Origin of the sequence: Streptomyces sp. NPDC050703, assembly GCF_040654435.1 — a bacterium.
Taxonomy (GTDB): Bacteria; Actinomycetota; Actinomycetes; order Streptomycetales; family Streptomycetaceae; genus Streptomyces.
In genome coordinates, this window is sequence record NZ_JBFAHX010000011.1 from 16,714 (window position 1) to 38,467 (window position 21,754).

A 21,754-nucleotide genomic window follows, 5' to 3' on the forward strand; every position below is an offset into this window, starting at 1 on the left:
GCGTCCGCGGAAGGAGCAGGGCCCATGACCCCCGCACCGCTCTCGCTCAAGGAGATCGAGGACCGCCTCGCCGAACTTCCCGGCTGGGCCCTCGCCGACGACAGGATCACCCGTTCGTACCGTCTGCCCTCGCACTTCGCGGCGGCCGCCCTGGTCGTGCACATCGCGCGGACGCAGGACGAACTGGACCACCACGCCGAGACGACGCTCGGATACGACACCGTGACCCTCGCCGTGCACACCCACGGCGCGGGCGGCGCGGTCACCGAGCGGGACTTCGAACTCGCCCGCAGGGTCCAGGAGCTGGCGCCGCTCCACGGCGCCGAGTAGGCGTCCGCCATGCTCGACTACAGCAAGGAGGCCGACCGCTACGACGCCTCCCGCGGCGGTGAGCCCCGCGCGGCGGCCGCCGCGAGCGCCGTCCTCGGCCTGGTGCCCGCCGGCGCCCGCACCCTCCTCGACGTGGCCTGCGGCACCGGCCTGGTCACCCGGCGGCTCGCGGAGCGCCCCGGGCTGCGGGTGACCGGCGTCGACCGGGCCCACCGCATGGCGCGGATGGCGGCGGCCAGGCTGCCGGGCGCCGTGGTCATCGGCGACAGCCGCCGCCTGCCCTTCCCCGACGCCTCGTTCGACGCGGTCTGCACGGTGTGGCTGCTGCACCTGCTGCCGGGCCCCGATGAGGCGGCCTCGATCGTCGCCGAGTGCGCGCGGGTGCTGCGGCCCGGCGGGGTCTACGTCACCACGGTCGACAAGTCGGCGTCGCACGACGTCGGCAGCGACATCGACGCCGTGCTCGCGCCGCGCCCCGTGCGGCCCGCGGTCGACCGCGCCGAGGCCGTCGAGGCGTACGCGGCGGAGCACGGCATGGCCCCGGCGGGCCGCGCCGGCTTCACCGGTCACGGCCAGGGGCGCTCGCCGCGCTCCACGGTGGACGATCTGCGCAGGGGGTGGTTCACCCAGGTGCCGCCTGACGGGCCGCTGGCGGAGCGGTTCGCGGCGGCGCTCGCGAAGCTGCCGGACCAGGACGTGCCGCGCCCCGACCCGCGGTTCGCGCTGCGGGCGTTCGCCAAGAGGGCCCGCGGAAGGTGACCCTCCGGGGCCGCCATCTTTTGCTGAACCGGCAAGCTTGCTGGTCGAAAACCGGGAACGGGGCGCAGGCTGGAGCCGTCCACGAACACGGCGGAACCGAGAGGCGGCAGGCGCATGGGACACCCCCACGGGCACGGGCAGGGGCACGGAACCGGTCAGGGCGGCGGCGAGGGACACACGCACGGCCACGGCCCCGGCCACGGGCATGGCCACGGTCACGGCGGTGACATGGACTGGGCGGCCATGGGCGAGATGCTGGAGCGCTACGCCGAGGTCGCCGCACCGATGTACGCCGAGGCCGCGGGCTGGCTGCGCCGCTGGGCGCCGGAGCCCGGCGTGGTCGTGGACGTCGGCAGCGGTCCCGGCGCCATCTCCTTCCTGCTGGCCGAGGCGTTCCCGAAGGCGCGCATCGTCGCGGCCGACCCGGAGGAGCCCCTGCTGGAGCGGGCCCGTGAACGCGCCGCACGCGAGGGCCTCGCCGACCGCTTCGGCGCCGTGCGCGCGGCCCTCCCCGACGCCATCGACGACGTGCCGACCGCCGACCTCCTGTGGCTGTGCAAGTCCCTGCACCACGTCGGCGACCAGGGCGCGGCGCTCAAGGCCCTCGCCGGACGCCTGGCGCCCGGTGGTGTGGTCGCGCTCCTCGAAGGCGGCCTGAGCGCCCGCTGCCTCCCCCGCGACATCGGCTTCGGGCGCCCGGGGCTGCAGTCCCGTCTTGAGGCCTCCGACGAGGAGTGGTTCACCGGGATGCGCTCGGGGCTGCCGGGCTCCCAGGACGCCGCGGAGGACTGGCCCGCACTCCTGACCGCCGCGGGCCTGCGCCACGTGGCCACGCGCAGCTTCCTCCTCGACCTGCCCGCCCCGCTCTCCGAGAAGGCCCGCGCCCACGTGGTCCAGGAGTTCGCGCGCCGCCGCGAGATGCACGAGGACCGTCTCGACGCCGACGACCTCGCCACCGTCGACCGCCTCCTCGACGAGGGCGACCCGGGCAGCCTGCACCACCGCCCCGATCTCTTCCTGCTGACGGCGCAGACCGTCCACGTGGCGGTCAAGAACGGCTGACCTCGCCAACCGCCGGTCAGCAGGGCGTGGTTGACGTAACGTCGAGGTGAGCGCCGGTGGCCGCGAGGGCCCCGGCTGCCCCCCCCGAGGGAGGAACCGCCAGGTGACCGAGCTGGTGCGCTGGGAGTCCGACGAGGGGCCCGTCGTGGTCGAGGTGGACTCCGGGGACCCCGGCTTCAGACAGGTGTCGCGGCGCGGCGAACCCGGCGGCATCCACGAGGTCGAGGGCCGCTTCGAATCGGCCCTGCGCAACGTGCGCGGCGCCGCGATGTCCGCCCTGCGCACCTTCCGCGAACGGTCCCTCGACCCCGACGCCATCGAACTCGAATTCGGCGTCAAGCTGAGCGCGGCGGCGGGCGCGGTCATCGCCAGGACGGCGACGGAGGGCCACCTCACGGTCAGACTCAGCTGGACCCGGCGGACGCCGCCGCCCGGCGACGACGCGGCCGGGAGCGCCGCCGACCGCACGGAACCGGCCCGGCGGCAGGGGCAGAACCCCTGACCCACCGGGCCGGGCCCCCACGGAAGGGGTATGACACAGGCTCTTACGCCACGTCGAACGTGGCCGGGTCCGGACCCAGCCTGCGGTCCTCGTTCAGGGCGGAGATCGCCGCCATGTCCTCGGGGTCGAGCTCGAAGCCGAAGACGTCGATGTTCTCCTTGATCCGCGACGGCGTCACGGACTTGGGGATCACCACGTTGCCGAGCTGGATGTGCCAGCGCAGCACGACCTGCGCGGGCGTGCGCCCGTGCTTCTGGGCGATCGCGACGATCGCCGGGACCTCCAGGAGGCCCTTGCCCTGGCCGAGCGGCGACCACGCCTCGGTGGCGATGCCCTGCTCGGCGTGGAACTCGCGGGAGGCGCGCTGCTGGAGATGCGGGTGGAGCTCGATCTGGTTGACGGCGGGGACGACCGACGTCTCGGAGATCAGCTTCTCCAGGTGTCCGGGCAGGAAGTTCGACACGCCGATGGACCTGGCGCGGCCGTCGGCCTGGATCTTCTCGAAGGCCTTGTACGTGTCGATCGCGAGGCCCTTGGACGGCAGGGGCCAGTGGATCAGGTACAGGTCCACGTACTCCAGGCCCAGCTTCTCCAGCGAGCTGTCGAAGGCGCGGAGCGTCGAGTCGTAGCCCTGGTCGCTGTTCCAGAGCTTCGTGGTGACGAACAGTTCCTCACGGGCCACGCCGGAGGCGGCGATGGCCTTGCCCGTGCCCGTCTCGTTCTCATAGATGGCCGCGGTGTCGATGCTGCGGTACCCGGCCTCCAGGGCCGTCGTGACCGCCGTCTCGGCCTCGTCGTCCGGCACCTGCCAGACGCCGAAACCGAGCTGGGGCATCTCGACGCCGTTGTTCAGGATGATCGGGGGGACCTTGCTCACGAGCTCTCGATCCTTAGGTTCGTCGGGTGGTACTTCCATGGTCAACGATCAGTGGCGATGACGCATTCCTGAGCGGGGGCACGCCTTCCACTTTCTTGTACCGAGTTCCGCCCGGATGATGCGCTCCGCTCGGTTGTCCCCCGGTCCCGTGCGGCATACCGTGCCCGGGTGGATCTCTTCTCGCGTTCCTGGACCGCGCTGCGCACCGCGGTCGCCGAGCTGCCCGACGAGGACTTCGCGCGGCCTTCCGGATGTACCGGATGGCTCGTCCGCGACCTGGCCTGCCACCTGGTCATCGACGCGCAGGACGTCCTGATCACCCTGGTCACGCCCGCCGACACCGAGCCGACCGTGGACGCGGCCACCTACTGGGAGCTGGTCGGGCCGCCGACCGGCGAGGACCCGCTCGACGCGCTGACGCCGCGCCTCGCCGCCGCCTACGGCGAGCCCTGGCTGCTGAAGTTCCACCTCGACGACGTCGGCTCCGCCGCGGGGCGGGCCGCCCGGCTCGCGGACCCGGCGGCCCGTGTCGGCACCAAGGACCAGGTGCTGACCGTCGGCGACTACCTCTCCGCGTACGTCCTGGAGTGGACCCTGCACCACCTGGACCTGATCGCGCACCTGCCCGCGGTCGCGGGACCGTCCGCCGAGAGCCTGGCCGCGGCGCGCGCCCTGCTGGAGCGGATCGCGGGAGTCCGTTTCCCCGGCGCGCTCTCGGACACGGACGCGCTGCTCGTGGGCACCGGGCGCCGCCCGCCGACCGGGGCGGAGACGGCCGCCCTCGGAGGGCTCGCGGGGCGGCTGCCGTTCGTCGTCGGCTGAACCGCCGGGGCGGGAGACGCCCTGGCGGCGAGGGCGCCCCCCTCGGCTGTTGTCCAGCGCCTCGACCTCCGCTCAGCTGTTGTACAGCGCCTCGACCTCCGCCTCGTACGCCTTCTCGATCGCCTTGCGCTTCAGCTTCAGGGACGGTGTGAGCAGGCCGTGCTCCTCGCTGAACTGGTGCGCCAGTATCCGGAACGTCCTGATCGACTCGGCCTGGGAGACGAGGGTGTTGGCGGCGACCACGGCCCGGCGCACCTCCGTCTCCAGGTCCGGGTCGCGCACCAGCTCGCCGGGCGGCAGCATCGGCTTGCGGCGCATGGCCATCCAGTGCTCCACGGCCTCCGCGTCCAGCGTGACGAGCGCGGCGACGTAGGGCCGGTCGTTGCCGACGAGCAGGCACTGGGCGACCAGCGGGTGGTCGCGCACCCGCTCCTCCAGCTGGGCCGGCGAGACGCTCTTGCCGCCGGACGTCACCAGGATCTCCTTCTTGCGCCCGGTGATCGTGAGGTAGCCGTCCTCGTCGAGCGCGCCCAGGTCACCGGTGGCGAGCCAGCCGTCGCGCAGGCTCGCCCCGGTGGACCTGGGGTCGTTGTGGTAGCCCTGGAAGACGTTGCCGCCGCGCAGCCAGACCTCGCCGTCCTCCGCGATGCGCACGGTGGTGCCGGGAATGGGCCGGCCCACCGTGCCGTACCGGGTGCGCTCGGGCGGGTTGGCGGTCGCCGCCGCCGACGACTCGGTGAGCCCGTAGCCCTCGTAGATCGTCACGCCCGCGCCCGCGAAGAACAGGCCGAGCCTGCGGTCCATGCCCGAACCGCCCGACATCGCGTGCCGCACCCGGCCGCCCATCGCCTCGCGCACCTTGGAGTAGACGAGCTTGTCGAAGAGCTGGTGCTGCACGCGGAGCGCCGCCGACGGCCCGGGGCCCGTGCCGAAGGCCCTGGCCTCCAGCGCGTCGGCGTACCGCACGGCGCACTCCACGGCCTTGTCGAACGCGCCCGCCCTGCCGTCCTTCTCCGCCTTGCGCCGCGCCGCGTTGAAGACCTTCTCGAAGATGTACGGCACCGCCAGGATGAACGAGGGCCGGAACGCCGCGAGGTCGGGCAGGAGCGCCGCCGCGTTGAGGTTCGGCTGGTGGCCCATCCTGACCCGGCCCCGCACCGCCGCGATCTGCACCATGCGGCCGAAGACGTGCGCCAGGGGCAGGAAGAGCAGCGTCGTCGCCTCGTCGCCCCGCTTGGAGTGGAAGACCGGCTCCCAGCGGCCGACCATCGTGTCCGCCTCGAACATGAAGTTCGCGTGGGAGATCAGACAGCCCTTGGGGCGGCCCGTGGTGCCCGAGGTGTAGATGATCGTGGCGATGGAGTCCGGTGTGACCGCGCGGCGGTGGCGGTGCACCACCTCGTCGTCGATGTCACGGCCCGCCGCGTCCAGCTCGCCCACGGCGTCGGCGTCGAGCTGCCAGAGCCTGCGCAGCCGCGGCAGCCGGTCGACGACCGAGCCGATCGTCATCGCGTGGTCCTCGTGCTCCACCATCGCGGCCGTCACCTGCGCGTCGTGCAGCATCCAGAGGACCTGGTCGGCGGACGACGTCGGATAGACCGGCACGACCTGGGCGCCGATGGTCCAGAGCGCGAAGTCGAAGAGCGTCCACTCGTAGCGGGTGCGGGACATGATGGCCACGCGGTCGCCGAACCGGACGCCCTGCGCGATCAGCCCCTTGGCGAGGGCGAGCACCTCGTCGCGGAACGCGCCCGAGGTGACGTCCGTCCACCGCCCGCCGATCTTGCGGCCGAACGCGATGCGCGGCGGGTCCTCGGCGGCGTGGTCGAACACGGCGTCGGCGAGGCCGCCCACCAGCGGCGCCGATGCCATCGGAGGATTCGAGAACTCGCGCAATGATGCTCCTTGTGGCGCTCCGCACAGCGCCGTGACCGTACCCCACGGCGGGCGCCTCCGGGAGGGGGCCGCCGAGCGGCCGGTACGGACCATCGGCACAGGTCAGCCCCGGAAAATGGGGCCACAAGGGGAAGGGCGGGACAGAACTACTTACGCTGGAGTAAGTTTCGGAAACGTAATCTCCACCGAATCTGTACGCGGGGGCCACGGCCCCGGCGGATCTGTACGTGCCGGTCATGGGCCCGCTCGAAGGCGTGCGGCACGTCGAGACCGCGCGCCGGGCCGCCGTGTCAGCGCCGCGCCCTGTGCAGCCGGTCGCCGCCCGCCAGGATCGCCGCCGCCAGCGCGTCGGCGGCGTCCTGCGTGTCCGCTCGGCGCTCCCCGTGCAGCAGCACGAAGTCGACACGCCCCAGCTCCGGCAGGCCCGCCCGGTCGGGGACGGCGGCCAGGCCCGGCGGGATCAGGCCCCGTGAGTGCGCCATGACGCCGAGGCCCGCGCGGGCCGCCGCGACCAGGCCGTTGAGGCTGCCGCTCGTGCAGGCCACGCGCCACGCCCGGCCGCGCCGCTCCAGCGCCTCGAAGGCGAGGGCGCGGGTGATGCCGGGCGGCGGGTAGACGATCAGCGGGAGCGGGCGCTCGGGGTCGAGGCGCAGCCGCTCGGAGCCGATCCAGACCAGGTCGTCCTGCCAGACCAGCTCACCGCGCGGGTCCTCGGGGCGCCGCTTGGCGAGCACGAGGTCGAGCTTGCCCGCGTCGAGCCGCTCGTGGAGCGTGCCGGACAGCTCGACGGTCAGCTCCAGGTCGACCTCGGGATGGTCGTGCCGGAAGGTCTCCAGGATGTCGGTGAGCCGCGTCAGGACGAAGTCCTCCGAGGCCCCGAACCGCAGCCGCCCGCCGAGCCGCGTCCCGGTGAAGAACGCCGCCGCCTGCTCGTGCGCCGCCAGGATGCGGCGTGCGAAGCCGAGCATCGCCTCGCCGTCCTCGGTCAGCTCCACGGAGTGCGTGTCGCGGGTGAACAGCTGCCGGCCGGTGGCGTCCTCAAGGCGGCGCACGTGCTGGCTCACGGTGGACTGGCGCAGACCGAGGCGCCGGGCGGCCTGCGTGAAGCTCAGCGTCTGGGCGACCGCGAGGAACGTGCGGAGCTGCGAGGGGTCGTACACACCGGCCACCCTAGCGCCGCCCATCACGAACCGCGATGGCAGTCAGAGCGGTATGCGGGATTCCCGATGTGCCTGGTCAGGAGGATCATGGAGGGTGAACGCAACCGCCCCCGGACGCAGTGGAGCACCGTGAAACGCCCGACGTGGCCGTCCCGGATGCCGGTCGACCCCTACATCGCGGCGCTGCTCGCGACCGTCGGGATCGCCGCGCTCCTGCCCGCGCGCGGCACCGGAGCCGACGTCGCGTCGGGGGCGTCCACCGCGGCCGTCTCCTTCCTGTTCTTCCTCTACGGCGCGCGGCTCTCCACCCGCGAGGCGCTCGACGGGCTCAAGCACTGGCGGCTGCACGTCACCGTCCTCGCCAGTACGTTCGTGGTCTTCCCGCTGCTCGGCCTCGCGGGCAAGGGGCTCGTACCGTGGGTCCTCACCCCCGCCCTCTACAGCGGCTTCCTCTTCCTCACCCTCGTGCCGTCGACGATCCAGTCGTCCATCGCCTTCACCTCCATGGCCCGCGGCAACGTCCCCGCGGCGATCTGCGCGGGCTCCTTCTCCTCGCTGGCCGGCATCGTGCTCACCCCGCTGCTCGCCGCCGCGCTGCTCGGGGACAGCGGCGGCGGCTTCTCGGCGGACTCCGTCGTGCGGATCGTGCTGCGACTGCTCGTGCCGTTCGTCGCCGGGCAGGTGCTGCGCCGCTGGGTCGGCGGCTTCCTCACCCGGCACAAGAAGCTCCTCGGACGCGTCGACCGTGGGTCGATCCTGCTCGTCGTCTACACCGCGTTCAGCGAGGGCATGGAGGAGGGCGTCTGGCACCAGGTGTCCCCGTGGCGGCTGCTCGCGCTGCTCGGGGCCGAGGCGGTGCTGCTCGCCGTGATGCTCGCGCTGACCTGGTACGGCGCCAAGCGGCTCGGCTTCGGCCGCGCGGACCGCGTCGCGATCCAGTTCGCCGGTTCCAAGAAGTCCCTCGCGGCGGGACTGCCCATGGCGACCGTGCTGTTCGGCGCCGACGCCTCCCTGGCCGTGCTGCCGCTGATGCTCTTCCACCAGATGCAGCTCATGGTCTGCGCGGTCATCGCCAAACGCCGCTCGCGCGACACCGGCCCGGGGCCCGGGCCCGTCAGCGGCGTTCGGACAGCCGCAGGGTCACGAACCGGGGCCGGTACAACGACACGTTCCGGTTGACGTTCGCCTGCGCGCTCGCGGGCACCGGGTCGAGCCAGTTGACGTCGTAGCTCAGCACGACCCGGCCGTCCCGGCCGAGCGCCGGATGGGCCTGCGGGTTGTAGGCGGCCGTGGCCTGCTCGGCCGCGCCGTCCTTCGGCAGGGGCGCCTCGAAGCCCTTCGCGGGGCCGTGCCAGGGCCCGGTCGGGGAGCAGGCCCAGTACGACGTGACGTCGGTCAGGCCCTTCGCCCCGGCGGCCATCGTGAACAGCACGTACGTGCCCTTCTCGCGCACCACCGTGAAGGCGCTGCCCACCCCCTTCCGCCCGCCGTCGCCGAGAACGGGCCGCGAGGTGCCCGCGCGCCCCCACTCCCCGCCGTCCCAGTACTCCCACGCGGAGGCGTCGGCGAGCCTGCCGTGCGGGACGCGCGCCAGGTGGGCGTGGGAGGTGGGGCGCGAGGCCGCCTGCGCGTCCGTGCCGCCGAAGACATACGTCCAGCCGTCGGCGTCGACGGTGCTCGTGCCGTACAGGACCCGCTTCTCCGGGTCCGCCACGCCCTGCTGGTCGGAGACCTTCACGATGGACTCCACCCGCAGGCCGGGCAGGGAGAGCGTGGCGACCTCGGTGGCCATCGGGACGCCGTAGATCCACGGCCCCTGGCTCGCCATCCGGCTCCACAGCAGGACGCGCACGACCTTCTCCTCCGCGTCCGGCGAACGCGGCTCGACGCGCGCCGCCACCGGCCAGCGCCACTGCTGGGGCGCCGGATCGGGGAAGAGCGGGGTGGCGAGGGTGCGCCGCAGGGTGCCGGAGCGGGACATCACCACGGCGGAGTTGCGGACCATCGGCGCGCTGGTGTCGCGCCAGGCGTGGGGCTGGCCCGCCGTATTGGGCGGGGCGTGCACCTGGCCGAGGAAGGTGTCGGAGAACAGCCACAGGACCCGCCCGTCGGGGAGCCGCACCGAGTGGGTGCCGTCACCGCCGGTCCAGTCGTCGGTGCGCGTCGCGTCGTCGCCGTAGCGGGCGAACTCCCCGGTGACCTCGTCGGCCGCCGACCAGGCGCCGACCGTGCGGGGCCGGCACGCCGCGGCGCCCTGCCGGTCGTCGTCCGGCAGGGCGATGAGCAGGACGGCGGCGCAGGCCAGGACGAGCAGCAGGACCAGCCATGTCCTGCGGCCCGCCCGGCCGGGGCGTTCTTGGACGGACATTCCCGGGACGTTAGTTGCTGCCGTGCACGTGGTCCATGGGGAGTCTGACCACGGTGTCCCGTTTCACAGCCGAACCGCCGGTGCCCAGGTCGGCCACTTCGGCGTCGCTCAACGCCCGCCCGTAGAGCCGGACTTCGTCGACGGCCCCGGTGAAGTGGGCGCGGCTGTCGAGCCGCTGGCCGACGTGGATGCCGAAGGGGGAGGTGCGGCTGACGGAGCCGGGGACGTCGGCGACGGTGGTGGGGACCCCGTCCAGGAAGAGCGTCAGGCGCCCTTCGCCGGCCCCCCTCTCCCGGCGCAGCACGACGTGATGCCACTGGCCGTCGTTGTACGCGCCCGTCGTGCGCACCGAGGCGGACCTCGGCGGGGCGGAACCCTGCCGCGTCGTCATCAGACCCGTGATCCGGTCGCTCGCGGGTTCGCCGCGCAGCCACACCTGCGGCTGGTTGTTCCCTATGCCGCCCATCCACAGCAGCGGCTGCTCACCGCCGGCCGCGGAGTAGCGGAACCACAGGGAGGCGGTGAAGTCGCCCGCCCCGCGCGGCAGCCGGGCCCGGAAGGGCAGCCGTACCGCGTCGTCCGTGCCGTCCAGGGCGAGCGCGCCGCCGAACCGGCCCGCGGTCTCCCGGGCCCCGCCGAGCACGGCGGCGGCGCGGGCGCCCGGCGCGCGGTCGGGCGTGGTGGGGTCGGGGCCGCGGCGCGGCTTCAGCCAGTCCTCGGTGAAGCGCGCGAAGCGGATCTCGTCGCGCGCGTCGACGGCGCCGCCCTCGTACAGCAGCCCGACGTGCCGGCTGTCGGCGTGCACCATGTCGGAGTAGCCCGACCAGTCGGTGGTCACCGTCGTGCCGCGGTCGACGCTGTCCCAGGTGCGGCCACCGTCGTAGGAGGAGCGGATCTGCAGGGTGCGGCGGCGGTCCGGGTCGGCGGGGCAGGCGAGCAGCATCCGCCCGCCGAACCGCAGCACGGACCCCTGCACCTGCGGCGTGTACAGGTCGGGGATGGCCCGGAAGGGCGCGGTGAAGGAGTCCCCGCCGTCCCGGCTCACCGCGTGGCTGCGGTGCCCGAGGTCGGTGCCGTCCTGTTCACGCGCGCTGACGTAGACCGCCCCGTCGGGCCGCTCGGTGAGCGTCATCTCCGAGGGCTTCTGACGGAACGTGCCGTCCTCGGCGACCGGATACGAGTCCTTGGCACCGATCTTCCAGTGGTCGCCGCCGTCATCGCTGACGATGAGCGCGGCGTGGTTGGCGGAGATGCGGCCGTTCTCGTACGACTCCGCGTTGACGGCGAAGGCCAGCCGCCCCGCGTGCCGGCCGCGGGTGAGCTGGATGCCGTGGACGGGACCCGTCGCGTACCAGGAGTTCCACTCCTTCGGCAGGATCTCGTCGCTCAGGTCGCGCGGCCGGGACCAGGTGCGGCCGTCGTCGTCGCTGTACTGGAGGTGAGGTGTCCGGTCGCACGGTATGTCGCAGTTCCCGGCGTCCGTGCGGCCGGTGTTGTACGTCTCGGCGAGCAGCACCCGGCCGCTCTCGCGGTCGACGACCGGCGCGGGGTTGCCGTGCGTGTCGCCCGCGCCCTCGTTGACGACCTGGAGCGGGCCCCAGGTGCGGCCGCCGTCGTGCGACCGCTTGAGGACGAGGTCTATGTCGCCCGCGTCCCCGCAGTTGTCCACCCGCCCCTCGGCGAAGGCGAGGAGGGTGCCCTCGACCGTCCGTACGACGGCGGGGATGCGGAAGCAGGCGTAGCCGGGGTCCTGGGAGGCCTTGAACAGCACCTGCTGCTCGAAGGCGGGCGCCCGCTCGGCTCCCCGCGCCGCGGGCGCCGGGAGCAGGGCGCCGACGGCGACGGCGGTCAGGGCGGCGGTGGCGGCGCGGAAGGGTCTGAGACGTAAGCGGAGGCTCGATGACATGGTGCGGCCCGCCTTTCGTGGCGACGGCGACGGCGACTCATGGCGATGGGCGGTGACGGTGCGGGGGTGATCCGGGTGGTTCCCCGGGCGCGGGGCGCTCCGGCGTGCTCGGCGGTGGGCATCCGGGCAGGACCGCGCAGGACCGTACGTCCCGACGTCCCGGTCGCACGGCTGCCCGACGACAGGACATCCTGACATCCCACGTCCGATGTTCGCGGCACCGACGCTACTGGGGTTGCCGCGCGCCCCACAAGAAGCGCGCGTCGGCGGAATCGGCCGAACCCGTTCGGGGGACCGGCACGGCCTCGCCGCGGGTCAGCCCTGGGCGGCCGCGGCCCGCAGGGCGACGCGGTGCTCGCCCGCGTACACGTTCATGGAGGAGCCCCGGAGGAAGCCGACCAGGGTGAGGCCGGTCTCGGCGGCCAGGTCGACGGCGAGCGACGACGGTGCGGAGACCGCGGCGAGGACCGGGATGCCCGCCATCACCGCCTTCTGGGCGAGCTCGAAGGAGGCGCGCCCGGAGACGAGGAGGACGGAGCGGGACAGCGGGAGCCGCCCGTCCCGGAGGGCCCGCCCGACCAGCTTGTCGACGGCGTTGTGCCGCCCCACGTCCTCCCGTATGTCGAGCAGTTCGCCCTCCTCGGAGAAGAGCGCCGCCGCGTGCAGGCCCCCCGTCCGGTCGAAGACCCGCTGGGACTCGCGCAGCCGGTCGGGCAGGCTCGCCAGCACGTCGACACCGAGCCGGACCGGGGGAGCGTCGGCGATCGGGAAGCGGGCCGTGGTGCGGACCGCGTCCAGGCTCGCCTTGCCGCACAGTCCGCAGGAGGAGGTCGTGTACACGTTCCGTTCGAGCGTGATGTCGGGGAGCACGACACCCGGGGCGGTCCGCACGTCCACGACGTTGTACGTGTTGACGCCCTCGGCGGTCGCGCCCGCGCAGTAGACGATCGACCGGAGGTCGTCCGCGGAGCCGAGCACGCCCTCGCTGACCAGGAACCCGGCGGCCAGCGCGAAGTCGTCGCCCGGCGTACGCATGGTGATGGCGAGCGGCTTGCCGTTCAGCCGGATCTCCAGGGGCTCCTCGGCGACGAGCGTGTCGGGCCGCTCGGACACGTGCCCGTCGCGGACCCGGATGACCTTGCGTCGCTCGGTGACTCGTCCCATGGTGTGCTCAGTCCCGGTTCTGTACGTGTGCGTGAGGTGATCCCACGGTCTCATTGTCCGGCACGCGGCGGAGCAAACCGCGGCCGGTCCAGAGCGCACGGGCCGTCACTTTCCGTACGGAGTCGCACACGCGGTCACCCGCCTCATCGGAGGGTGAACGGGTCATGAGAAGCATCCAAAGCGCACGCGGCTTTCCTGTCGCTTTACCTGCACCGTTACTCGTCAGTCGCTGACCAGACTGGAGGGTCCCGCATCTCCGGCAACAAGGGGGACCCCGCACATGCACGGCTCACGCATCGTCGCCGTCGGCCACTATCAGCCCGCCAGAACCCTCACCAACGAGGATCTGGCGGAGCTGGTCGACACGAGCGACGAGTGGATCCGCTCCCGGGTGGGCATCCGCACCCGTCACGTCGCGGGGCCCGAGGAGCCGGTCGACGAGCTGGCCGCGCACGCGGGCGGCAAGGCCCTGGCCGCCGCGGGGCTGACCGCCGACGCGATCGACCTGGTCCTCGTCGCCACCTCCACGGCGATCGACCGCTCGCCCAACATGGCCGCCCGGGTCGCCGCCCGCCTCGGCATCCCCTCGCCGTGCGCCATGGACGTCAACGTGGTGTGCGCCGGCTTCACGCACGCCCTCGCCACCGCCGACCACACCGTCCGCGCGGGGGCCGCGACCCGCGCCCTGGTCATCGGCGCGGACAAGATGTCCGAGGTCACCGACTGGACGGACCGCACGACCTGCGTCCTGACCGGGGACGGTGCGGGCGCCGCCGTCATCGAGGCGTGCCCGCCGGGCGAGGAGCCCGGCATCGGCCCCGTCCTGTGGGGCTCGGTGCCCGAGATGGGCAACGCCGTACGCATCGAAGGCACCCCGCCCCGCTTCGCCCAGGAGGGCCAGAGCGTGTACCGCTGGGCGACCACCCGGCTGCCGCCGCTCGCCCGCGAGGCGTGCGCGCGCGCCGGGCTCACCCCCGCCGACCTCGCCGGAGTCGTCCTGCACCAGGCCAACCTGCGGATCATCGAGCCGCTCGCGGAGCGCATCGGCGCCACGCACGCCGTCGTCGCGCGCGATGTCATCGAGTCCGGCAACACCTCGGCGGCGAGCATCCCGATGGCCCTGTCCAAGCTGGTCGAACGGGGAGAACTCCGCTCCGGCGACCCCGTCCTGCTCTTCGGCTTCGGCGGGAACCTCTCGTACGCCGGCCAGGTCGTGCGCTGCCCGTGACCGACGGCCGCCGAGCCGCCCGCGCCTACTTGTTCCTGGCGCCGAGGACCGCCTGCGTCTGCGTGGTCTGCGCGGCGAGGCGCCCCTGATCGTCGTACACCTCGGTCTGTACGACGATGAAGGAGCCGCCGACGTGCAGCGGCCGGGCCACGGCACGGGCCGCCCCGGAGCGCACGGGGCGCAGGAAGTTCGTCTTGGACTCGATCGTCGAGGTGATGGCGCCGTCGGGCAGGTTGAGGAACGCGCAGACGGCGCCGACCGTGTCCGCCAGCGACACCACCGCGCCGCCGTGCAGCACGCCGCCCACCGTGCACAGCTCGGCTGCCCACGGCAGGGTGCCCTCCACCCGCTCCGGGCCCGCCTCGTCGAAGGTGATCCCGAGGTGCCCGGCGAAGGGGACGGCGGAAAGCAGTTGGGCACGGGGGTCGTCCTGCGGCAGGGTGTCCGGCATGGGGAGACCTTCCACTTGGGGGCGTGGCGGAGCACCATCGTGCGGCACCGCCCCCGCGGAGGTCGATTACCTCAGAGGTAAGCCGACGCGAGACCGGGAGACAGACACATGACCGACGACCACCTCGTACGTCCCGCACGCAGGGAGGACCTGCCGGTGGCCGTGGACACCCTGGCCGAGGCCTTCGCCGACTACCCCTTCACGCGGCACGTCGTCGCGGCCGACGGCCACCGGGAGCGGATACGGGGCCTGCAGGAGCTGTTCCTGACGCGGATCGGCATGGGATACGGGCGGGTCTGGGTGGCGGACGAGGGGCGGGCCGTCGCCGCGTGGACCACCCCGGAGCGCGACCCGGGCCCCGGCTTCGCCGAGGTCGGCCCGCTGATCAGTGAACTCGCCGGGGACCGCGCCCCGTTCTTCGAGTCGGCCGACCAGGCGCTCGCGCCCTTCCGTCCCCAGCACCCCGTGTGGTTCCTCGCCACGGTCGGCGTCGACCCGCGGAGGCAGGGGCGGGGGCTCGGCGCCGCCGTACTCGCGCCGGGGCTCGAAGCCGCCGACCGTGCGGGCCGCCCGGCCTTCCTGGAGACCTCGACCGAGCGCAACGTGCGGTTCTACGAGCGGCTCGGCTTCGCCGTCACCGCCGACGTGACGCTGCCGGGCGGTGGCCCGCGGACCTGGTGCATGCTGCGGGAGCCGGCCGTCTGACACCCCGCCGCGGAGACCCGCGGCTCCCTTTGTCCTGTGACTGGAGAAAGTCATGGGTAATTCGCGCTCAAGTTCTTCCCACTCCCGGCGGGCACTGCTACGTTCCCCTCGAAAGCTTGAAGGAAGCCCGTCGACGGCGGATCGCGTACCGACCGCCGGAGGGCAACGGCATGGGAAGCCCGAAGAGGCGGGAGGGGCGCGTGAGACGCATGACGGCTCGACCCGCCAACGGTCACCAGGCGCGACTGCTCAGGCTGTTGCGCGACGGGGGTCCCAACTCCCGCGCGCAACTGGGCGACCAGGTCGATCTCTCACGGTCCAAGCTGGCCGTCGAGGTCGACCGGCTCCTGGAGACCGGCCTCGTGGTGGCCGACGGACTCGCCGCCTCGCGCGGCGGCCGCCGCTCCCACAACATCCGCCTGGCCCCGGCCCTCCGCTTCCTCGGCGTGGACATCGGCGCGACCTCGGTCGACGTCGCGGTCACCAACGCCGAGCTCGAAGTGCTCGGCCACATCAACCAGCCCATGGACGTGCGCGAGGGCCCGGTCGCGGTCTTCGAGCAGGTCCTCGCCATGGCGGCCAAGCTGAAGGCCTCCGGGCTCGCGGAAGGGTTCGACGGCGCCGGGATCGGCGTCCCCGGACCCGTCCGCTTCCCCGAAGGCGTGCCGGTCGCGCCGCCGATCATGCCGGGCTGGGACGGCTTCCCCGTACGGGAGGCCCTCAGCCAGGAGCTCGGCTGCCCCGTCATGGTCGACAACGACGTGAACCTCATGGCGATGGGGGAGCAGCACGCGGGCGTGGCCCGCTCCGTGGGCGACTTCCTCTGCGTCAAGATCGGTACCGGCATCGGCTGCGGCATCGTCGTCGGCGGTGAGGTGTACCGCGGTACGACGGGCAGCGCCGGCGACATCGGCCACATCCAGGCCGAGCCGGACGGACGCCCCTGCGCCTGCGGCAACCGCGGTTGCCTGGAGGCCTACTTCAGCGGCGCGGCGCTCGCCCGCGACGCCGAGGAGGCCGCCAGGGAGGGGCGTTCGGCGGAGCTCGCCACGCGGCTCGACGAGGCGGGGCGGCTCAGCGCCGTCGACGTCGCGGCGGCCGCCGCGGCGGGCGATCCCGCCGCCCTCGACCTCATCCGCGAGGGCGGCAACCGCACCGGCCAGGTCATCGCCGGCCTGGTCAGCTTCTTCAACCCCGGCCTCGTGGTGATCGGCGGCGGTGTGACCGGGCTCGGCCACACACTGCTCGCCGCGATCCGCACCCAGGTCTACCGCCAGTCGCTGCCCCTGGCGACCGGCAACCTCCCGATCGTCCTCGGAGAGCTCGGACCCACCGCCGGAGTCATCGGCGGCGCCCGGCTCATCAGCGACCACCTGTTCTCACCGGCCTGACCCGCACCGCCACCTACGGCACGCAAGACACCTCCACGTACGGCACGTCAGAACCCCTCCACGTACGGCACGCAAGAACACCTCACCCGGCACAGCGCCCTGCCCTGCCCTGCTCCGCCCTGCCCGCACGCACCCGGCTCCGCCCCGCCTCGCTCCGCCCTGCCCTGAATCCGCCCTGCCCTGCTGCGGCCGCCGCCGATGGGAACCGTCATGGCACCAGAACCACCGCTGCTCACCATGTCCGGCATCACCAAGTCGTTCCCCGGCGTCCGCGCGCTCGACGGCGTCGACCTCCAGGTGCGGGCCGGGGAAGTGCACTGCCTCCTCGGCCAGAACGGCGCCGGGAAGTCCACGCTCATCAAGGTCCTCGCCGGCGCCCACCAGCCCGACGGCGGCGAGATCACCTGGCGCGGCGAACGCGCCACGCTCAAGTCGCCGATCGCCGCCATGCGCCTGGGCGTCGCCACCATCTACCAGGAACTCGACCTGGTGGAACACCTCTCCGTGGCCGAGAACGTCCACCTCGGACACGAGCCGACCACCGCCGGCTTCGTCGTCCGCGCCCGCGACGCCAGAGCCTCGACCGCCGCCCTGCTCAAGCGGCTCGGGCACGGCGAGATCGACCCCGGGCGGCTCGTCGGGGAGCTCTCCGCCGCCCAGCAGCAGATCGTCTCGATGGCCCGCGCGCTCTCCCACGAGGTGCGGCTCATCGTCATGGACGAGCCGTCCGCCGCCCTCGACCCGGACGAGGTCGACAACCTCTTCCGGATCGTCGGCGACCTCACCGCCGACGGTGTCGCCGTCGTCTACATCTCCCACCGGCTGGAGGAGATCCGCCGCATCGGCGACCGCGTCACCGTCCTGAAGGACGGGCGCGCCGTCGCGGGCGGCCTGCCCGCGAAGGACACGCCCACCAAGGACCTCGTGGCCCTGATGACGGGCCGCAACCTGGAGTACGTCTTCCCGGACCGGCCGGCCGAACCACCCGCCGCCGCACCGGTGCTGACCGTACGGGGACTCACCCGCCACGGCGAGTTCGAACCCCTCGACCTCGATCTGCGCCCCGGTGAGATCGTCGGCCTCGCGGGACTCGTCGGCTCGGGACGCTCCGAGATCCTGGAGACCATCTACGGGGCCCGCAGGGCGAGCGCCGGGCAGGTGAGCGTGGGCGGGGAGACGCTGCGCCCCGGCAGCGTCCGCGCCGCCGTCCGCGCGGGCCTCGGCCTCGCCCCCGAGGAGCGCAAGGCCCAGGCCCTGCTGATGCTGGAGTCCGTCACCCGCAACGTGTCGGTCTCCACCATGTCCCGCTTCTCGCGCGGCGGCTGGATCGACCGGGGCGCCGAACTGCGGGCCGCGCGCGCCGCGACCCGCGAGCTGTCGCTCCGCCCCGACCAGCCGCACGTCCCCGTGCGCACCCTCTCCGGCGGCAACCAGCAGAAGGCGGTCCTCGCCCGCTGGCTGCTGCGCGGCTGCCGCGTCCTGCTGCTCGACGAACCCACCCGCGGCGTCGACGTCGGCGCCAGGGCCGAGCTGTACGCGGTGATCCGCAGGCTCGCCGACGACGGCCTCGCCGTCCTCCTCGTCTCCAGCGAGGTGCCCGAGGTGCTCGGCCTCGCCGACCGCGTCCTGGTCCTCCGCGAAGGCCGTGTCGTGCACCGCGCACCCGCCCGTGACCTCGATGAACACCGTGTACTCGACCTCGTCCTCGAAGGGAGCCCGGCGTCATGACCCAGCCCGCCCCGGCGGCCGGGGCCGCCGCCCGCAAGACCGCCCCCGCCGACGGCGGCAGCCCCTGGCGCGCCACGCTGGCCCGTGCCGACGTGCGCACGCTCTCGCTGCTCGGCGTGCTCGCCGCGCTGATCCTGATCGGCGGCATCACCCAGCCCGACTCGTTCCTCGACACCGACAACCTCCAGCTGATCCTCACCCAGGCGTCCGTCATCGGTGTCGTCACGGTCGGCATGACGTTCGTGATCATCTCCGGCGGCATCGACCTGTCCGTCGGCGCGATCGTCGCCCTCGCCTCGGTCTGGGCCACCACCGTCGCCACCCAGGAGTACGGCTTCGCGGGCATCCTGTTCACCGCCGTGCTCGTCGGCATGGGGTGCGGCCTGGTGAACGGCCTGCTCATCGCGTACGGCGGGATGGTGCCGTTCATCGCCACCCTCGCCATGCTGGCGTCGGGCCGCGGCCTGGCCCTCCAGATCACCGACGGCAAGACGCAGATGGTCACCGTCGACGGTGTGCTCAAGCTCGGTGAGCGCGACTCCTACGTCCTCGGCATTCCGCCGCTCGTCCTCGTCTTCGCCGCCGTCACCGTCGTCGGCTGGCTGCTGCTCAACCGCACCACCTTCGGGCGGCGCTCCGTCGCGGTCGGCGGCAACGCCGAGGCGGCGCGCCTGGCCGGCATCGACGTCCGCAGGCAGCGGCTCTACCTGTACCTGCTCTCCGGGCTCTGCTGCGGCATCGCGGCGTTCCTGCTGATCGTCCTCGCCGGTTCGGGCCAGAACACCAACGGCAACCTCTACGAACTCGACGCCATCGCCGCCGCGATCATCGGCGGGACCCTGCTCAGCGGCGGCCGGGGCACCATCGTCGGCTCCGTGCTCGGCGTACTGATCTTCACCATGATCCAGAACATCTTCGCCCTCAACAACCTGGAGACCGCGACCCAGCAGATCGCCAAGGGCGCGATCATCGTCGCCGCGGTGCTCGTCCAACGACGTACGGCCAACCACCACTGAGCTGAGGGGTTCACCCATGCCATCCCACACGAGCCGCAGAGGCCTCCTGTTCGGAGCCGCCGCGCTGTCCTCCGGAGCCCTGCTCGCCGGATGCACCAGCAACGAGCCGAAGGACGAGGGGTCGGACGACAAGGAACAGCAGGTCGCCGACGACAAGCCCGGCAAGAAGGTCACCATCGGCTTCGCGGGCCCCCAGGCCGACCACGGCTGGCTCAACGCGATCAACGACCAGGCCAAGAAGCGGGCGGAGAAGTACGCGGACGTCACCCTGGAGGCCACCGAGGGCTCCAACGACACCGCGGCCCAGATCGGCCAGGTCGAGACGCTCATCAACAAGAAGGTCGACGTCCTGGTCGTCCTGCCGGCCGACGGCAAGGCGCTCACCCAGGTCGGCCTGAAGGCGATGAAGGCGGGCATCCCCGTCGTCAACCTGGACCGCGTCTTCGCCACCCCGCAGGCCTACCGCTGCTGGATCGGCGGCGACAACTACGGCATGGGCCTCAGCGCGGGCCACTACATCGGCGAGAAGCTGAAGGACAAGAAGAACGCGCGCGTGGTGGAGCTCGCCGGGCTCGACAACCTCGAACTCACCAAGCAGCGCACCAAGGGCTTCGACGACGCCCTGAAGAACTACTCCAACATCGAGAAGGTCGCCCGGCAGGCCGCCGACTTCACCGTCGAGTCCGGCCAGTCGAAGATGTCGCAGCTCCTCCAGGCGCAGAAGGACTTCGACGCCCTGTGGAACCACGACGACGACCAGGGCGTGGGCGCCCTGCGCGCCATCAAGCAGGCCGGGCGCGACGACTTCCTCATGGTCGGCGGGGCCGGCGCGCTCTCCGCCTTCCAGGCCATCGAGGCCGACAACAGCGTCCTGAAGGCCACCGTCCTCTACCCGCCCACCATGGCCGCGTCCGCGATCGACCTCGCGCGCGCCCTCGGGCAGAGCAAGGGCATCAGCGGCATGGCGGAGTTCGAGATCCCGTCCTTCGTCACCTGCTACTCGGCCGTCGTCGACAAGGACAACGTCGACCAGTACATGTCGACCGGCTTCAAGTGATACGCGCGTCCGCACCCCCCACCGAGCGTCGATCAGGAGGATTACCGCATGCGTGAGCGCGATTCGCGTGGTTCCGAGCAGGGCGAGCCCGGCCCCGGGACGGGGAAGAGGCCGCTGGGGGTGGGCATGGTCGGCTACGCCTTCATGGGCGCCGCCCACTCCCAGGGCTGGCGCACCGTGGGGCGCGTCTTCGACCTGCCGGTCGAGCCGGCGCTCGCTGCCGTCTGCGGCCGCGACGCCGACGCCGTCCGGGCCGCCGCCGACCGGCTCGGCTGGGCCGCCGCCGAGACCGACTGGCGGGCCCTGATAGCCAGGGACGACGTCGACCTCGTCGACATCTGCACCCCGGGCGACAGCCACGCGGAGATCGCCGTCGCCGCGCTCGACGCGGGCAAGCACGTGCTGTGCGAGAAACCCCTCGCCAACACCGTCGAGGAGGCCGAGGCCATGGTCGCCGCCGCCGAGCGGGCCCGCGCCCGCGGCCAGGTGGCGATGGTCGGCTTCAACTACCGCCGGGTGCCCGCCCTCGCGCTCGCCCGGCGGATGGTCGCCGAAGGGCGGCTCGGCGCGCTGCGCCACGTACGCCTGGCGTATCTGCAGGACTGGCTGGTGGACCCGGAGTTCCCGCTCACCTGGCGGCTGCGGAAGGACCGCGCCGGGTCCGGGGCGCTCGGTGACCTGGGGGCGCACATCGTCGACCTCGCGCAGTTCCTGGTGGGGGAGCAGGTGGCGGGGGTCTCCGCGCTCACCGAGACCTTCGTACGGGAGCGGCCGCTCCTCGACGGGGCGTCCAGCGGGCTCACCGCGGCCGGCGGCGCCCGGCGCGGCACGGTCACGGTGGACGACGCGGCGGTCTTCACCGCGCGGTTCCCCTCGGGGGCCCTGGCCGGCTTCGAGGCGACGCGGTTCGCCGCGGGCCGCAAGAACGCGCTGCGCCTCGAACTGAACGGCTCCGAGGGATCGCTCGCCTTCGACCTGGAGCGCCTGAACGAGCTGTCCTTCCACGACCACACCGAGCCCGCCGCCTCGTCCGGCTTCCGCCGCATCCTGGTGACCGAGCCCGACCACCCCTACCTGGAGGCATGGTGGCCGCCGGGGCACGGCCTCGGCTACGAGCACACCTTCGTGCACCAGGCCCGTGACCTGCTGCTCGCCGTTGCCACGGGGGCGGCCCCCGAACCCTCCTTCGCCGACGGGCTCTCCGTGCAGCGGGTCCTCGCGGCGGTCGAGGAGAGCGCGGCGAAGAACTCCGTGTACACGAAGGTGCCGGTCTGAGGGCCACCCCCGCCCCGCCCGTCCGTTCCCTGCCCCTTACCCCCGCCCGAGGAGGCT

At 73.0% G+C, this 21,754-nt stretch carries 20 protein-coding genes; 13 read left to right on the forward strand and 7 right to left on the reverse strand.

The annotated features are described in order from the left end of the window. Positions 1-24 precede the first annotated feature (24 nt). The 4 genes from AB0I16_RS13120 to AB0I16_RS13135 all read left to right on the forward strand — a co-directional run bounded on the left by AB0I16_RS13120 (position 25) and on the right by AB0I16_RS13135 (position 2,653). Positions 25-330 carry a 4a-hydroxytetrahydrobiopterin dehydratase gene (locus AB0I16_RS13120; RefSeq protein ID WP_363249430.1) on the forward strand — a complete coding sequence of 102 codons (306 nt, stop codon included), beginning with the start codon at positions 25-27 and terminating at the stop codon, positions 328-330. A gap of 9 nt (positions 331-339) precedes the next feature. Then, entirely contained in the window at positions 340-1,089 is a 750-nt protein-coding gene (locus AB0I16_RS13125) for a class I SAM-dependent methyltransferase (protein ID WP_363249431.1), read from the forward strand. Between the two features lie 114 nt (positions 1,090-1,203). Further along, the gene (locus AB0I16_RS13130) at positions 1,204-2,151 is read left to right on the forward strand and encodes a class I SAM-dependent methyltransferase (RefSeq protein ID WP_363249432.1); all 948 of its coding nucleotides are present in this window, start codon (positions 1,204-1,206) and stop codon (positions 2,149-2,151) included. Positions 2,152-2,254: 103 nt separating this feature from the next. Next, positions 2,255-2,653 (forward strand): CU044_2847 family protein, encoded by a 399-nt coding sequence (locus AB0I16_RS13135; RefSeq protein ID WP_363249433.1) that lies wholly within the window; start codon positions 2,255-2,257, stop codon positions 2,651-2,653. Between the two features lie 43 nt (positions 2,654-2,696). Here the strand turns inward: AB0I16_RS13135 and AB0I16_RS13140 are convergent, their stop codons facing one another. Further along, the gene (locus AB0I16_RS13140) at positions 2,697-3,569 is read right to left on the reverse strand and encodes an aldo/keto reductase (RefSeq protein ID WP_363249434.1); all 873 of its coding nucleotides are present in this window, start codon (positions 3,567-3,569) and stop codon (positions 2,697-2,699) included. Between the two features lie 129 nt (positions 3,570-3,698). On the opposite strand from AB0I16_RS13140, the gene AB0I16_RS13145 reads away from it, so the two are divergent. Then, the gene (locus tag AB0I16_RS13145) at positions 3,699-4,352 is read left to right on the forward strand and encodes a maleylpyruvate isomerase N-terminal domain-containing protein (RefSeq protein WP_363249435.1); all 654 of its coding nucleotides are present in this window, start codon (positions 3,699-3,701) and stop codon (positions 4,350-4,352) included. 72 nt (positions 4,353-4,424) lie between these two features. On the opposite strand, the gene AB0I16_RS13150 is transcribed toward AB0I16_RS13145, so the two are convergent. Both AB0I16_RS13150 and AB0I16_RS13155 read right to left on the reverse strand, forming a co-directional pair. Further along, complete coding sequence (locus AB0I16_RS13150; protein ID WP_363249437.1) at positions 4,425-6,224, reverse strand: AMP-binding protein; 1,800 nt, start codon at positions 6,222-6,224, stop codon at positions 4,425-4,427. A 314-nt stretch (positions 6,225-6,538) separates the two neighbouring features. After that, a complete protein-coding gene (locus tag AB0I16_RS13155) occupies positions 6,539-7,408 on the reverse strand; it encodes a LysR substrate-binding domain-containing protein (RefSeq protein WP_363249439.1) in 870 nt (289 codons plus the stop codon). 129 nt (positions 7,409-7,537) lie between these two features. On the opposite strand from AB0I16_RS13155, the gene AB0I16_RS13160 reads away from it, so the two are divergent. Then, positions 7,538-8,587 carry a bile acid:sodium symporter family protein gene (locus tag AB0I16_RS13160; RefSeq protein ID WP_363249440.1) on the forward strand — a complete coding sequence of 350 codons (1,050 nt, stop codon included), beginning with the start codon at positions 7,538-7,540 and terminating at the stop codon, positions 8,585-8,587. Here the strand turns inward: AB0I16_RS13160 and AB0I16_RS13165 are convergent. From AB0I16_RS13165 to fdhD, 3 genes are all read right to left on the reverse strand, one after another. After that, entirely contained in the window at positions 8,523-9,776 is a 1,254-nt protein-coding gene (locus AB0I16_RS13165) for a DUF4185 domain-containing protein (RefSeq protein ID WP_363249441.1), read from the reverse strand. The genes AB0I16_RS13160 and AB0I16_RS13165 overlap by 65 nt on opposite strands. Before the next feature lie 10 nt (positions 9,777-9,786). Continuing rightward, positions 9,787-11,682 carry an exo-alpha-sialidase gene (locus tag AB0I16_RS13170; protein WP_363249443.1) on the reverse strand — a complete coding sequence of 632 codons (1,896 nt, stop codon included), beginning with the start codon at positions 11,680-11,682 and terminating at the stop codon, positions 9,787-9,789. A 315-nt stretch (positions 11,683-11,997) separates the two neighbouring features. After that, positions 11,998-12,846 (reverse strand): formate dehydrogenase accessory sulfurtransferase FdhD, encoded by an 849-nt coding sequence (gene fdhD / locus AB0I16_RS13175; protein ID WP_363249444.1) that lies wholly within the window; start codon positions 12,844-12,846, stop codon positions 11,998-12,000. Positions 12,847-13,126: 280 nt separating this feature from the next. Here fdhD and AB0I16_RS13180 point away from each other — a divergent pair, with 280 nt between their 5' ends. Further along, a complete protein-coding gene (locus AB0I16_RS13180; protein ID WP_363249445.1) occupies positions 13,127-14,074 on the forward strand; it encodes a beta-ketoacyl-ACP synthase III in 948 nt (315 codons plus the stop codon). Between the two features lie 25 nt (positions 14,075-14,099). On the opposite strand, the gene AB0I16_RS13185 is transcribed toward AB0I16_RS13180, so the two are convergent. Further along, entirely contained in the window at positions 14,100-14,525 is a 426-nt protein-coding gene (locus AB0I16_RS13185; protein ID WP_363249446.1) for a PaaI family thioesterase, read from the reverse strand. A gap of 108 nt (positions 14,526-14,633) precedes the next feature. Between AB0I16_RS13185 and AB0I16_RS13190 the strand changes: the two genes are divergently transcribed. From AB0I16_RS13190 to AB0I16_RS13215, 6 genes are all read left to right on the forward strand, one after another. Continuing rightward, positions 14,634-15,230 (forward strand): GNAT family N-acetyltransferase, encoded by a 597-nt coding sequence (locus tag AB0I16_RS13190; RefSeq protein ID WP_363249447.1) that lies wholly within the window; start codon positions 14,634-14,636, stop codon positions 15,228-15,230. 209 nt (positions 15,231-15,439) lie between these two features. Beyond that, the gene (locus AB0I16_RS13195) at positions 15,440-16,621 is read left to right on the forward strand and encodes an ROK family transcriptional regulator (protein WP_363249448.1); all 1,182 of its coding nucleotides are present in this window, start codon (positions 15,440-15,442) and stop codon (positions 16,619-16,621) included. A gap of 210 nt (positions 16,622-16,831) precedes the next feature. Further along, positions 16,832-18,349, forward strand: coding sequence for a sugar ABC transporter ATP-binding protein (locus tag AB0I16_RS13200; protein ID WP_363249449.1), 1,518 nt, complete (start codon positions 16,832-16,834; stop codon positions 18,347-18,349). Then, positions 18,346-19,365, forward strand: coding sequence for an ABC transporter permease (locus AB0I16_RS13205; RefSeq protein WP_363249450.1), 1,020 nt, complete (start codon positions 18,346-18,348; stop codon positions 19,363-19,365). Before AB0I16_RS13200 ends, AB0I16_RS13205 begins: the two co-directional genes overlap by 4 nt. A gap of 16 nt (positions 19,366-19,381) precedes the next feature. Continuing rightward, a complete protein-coding gene (locus AB0I16_RS13210; protein WP_363249451.1) occupies positions 19,382-20,422 on the forward strand; it encodes a substrate-binding domain-containing protein in 1,041 nt (346 codons plus the stop codon). Positions 20,423-20,548: 126 nt separating this feature from the next. Further along, positions 20,549-21,697 (forward strand): Gfo/Idh/MocA family oxidoreductase, encoded by a 1,149-nt coding sequence (locus AB0I16_RS13215; protein ID WP_363249563.1) that lies wholly within the window; start codon positions 20,549-20,551, stop codon positions 21,695-21,697. Positions 21,698-21,754 lie beyond the last annotated feature (57 nt).

Excerpts from the sequence above, each read along its gene's own strand:
- AB0I16_RS13180 (WP_363249445.1), top strand. The coding sequence starts at position 13,127 with ATGCACGGCTCACGCATCGTCGCCGTCGGCCACTATCAGCCCGCCAGA.
- AB0I16_RS13130 (WP_363249432.1), top strand. The coding sequence starts at position 1,204 with ATGGGACACCCCCACGGGCACGGGCAGGGGCACGGAACCGGTCAGGGC.
- AB0I16_RS13200 (WP_363249449.1), top strand. The coding sequence starts at position 16,832 with ATGGCACCAGAACCACCGCTGCTCACCATGTCCGGCATCACCAAGTCG.
- AB0I16_RS13140 (WP_363249434.1), bottom strand. The coding sequence starts at position 3,569 with ATGGAAGTACCACCCGACGAACCTAAGGATCGAGAGCTCGTGAGCAAG.
- AB0I16_RS13210 (WP_363249451.1), top strand. The coding sequence starts at position 19,382 with ATGCCATCCCACACGAGCCGCAGAGGCCTCCTGTTCGGAGCCGCCGCG.
- AB0I16_RS13195 (WP_363249448.1), top strand. The coding sequence starts at position 15,440 with ATGACGGCTCGACCCGCCAACGGTCACCAGGCGCGACTGCTCAGGCTG.
- AB0I16_RS13165 (WP_363249441.1), bottom strand. The coding sequence starts at position 9,776 with ATGTCCGTCCAAGAACGCCCCGGCCGGGCGGGCCGCAGGACATGGCTG.
- AB0I16_RS13170 (WP_363249443.1), bottom strand. The coding sequence starts at position 11,682 with ATGTCATCGAGCCTCCGCTTACGTCTCAGACCCTTCCGCGCCGCCACC.
- AB0I16_RS13120 (WP_363249430.1), top strand. The coding sequence starts at position 25 with ATGACCCCCGCACCGCTCTCGCTCAAGGAGATCGAGGACCGCCTCGCC.
- AB0I16_RS13150 (WP_363249437.1), bottom strand. The coding sequence starts at position 6,224 with ATGGCATCGGCGCCGCTGGTGGGCGGCCTCGCCGACGCCGTGTTCGAC.
- AB0I16_RS13190 (WP_363249447.1), top strand. The coding sequence starts at position 14,634 with ATGACCGACGACCACCTCGTACGTCCCGCACGCAGGGAGGACCTGCCG.
- AB0I16_RS13215 (WP_363249563.1), top strand. The coding sequence starts at position 20,549 with ATGGTCGGCTACGCCTTCATGGGCGCCGCCCACTCCCAGGGCTGGCGC.
- AB0I16_RS13125 (WP_363249431.1), top strand. The coding sequence starts at position 340 with ATGCTCGACTACAGCAAGGAGGCCGACCGCTACGACGCCTCCCGCGGC.
- AB0I16_RS13185 (WP_363249446.1), bottom strand. The coding sequence starts at position 14,525 with ATGCCGGACACCCTGCCGCAGGACGACCCCCGTGCCCAACTGCTTTCC.
- AB0I16_RS13205 (WP_363249450.1), top strand. The coding sequence starts at position 18,346 with ATGACCCAGCCCGCCCCGGCGGCCGGGGCCGCCGCCCGCAAGACCGCC.
- fdhD (WP_363249444.1), bottom strand. The coding sequence starts at position 12,846 with ATGGGACGAGTCACCGAGCGACGCAAGGTCATCCGGGTCCGCGACGGG.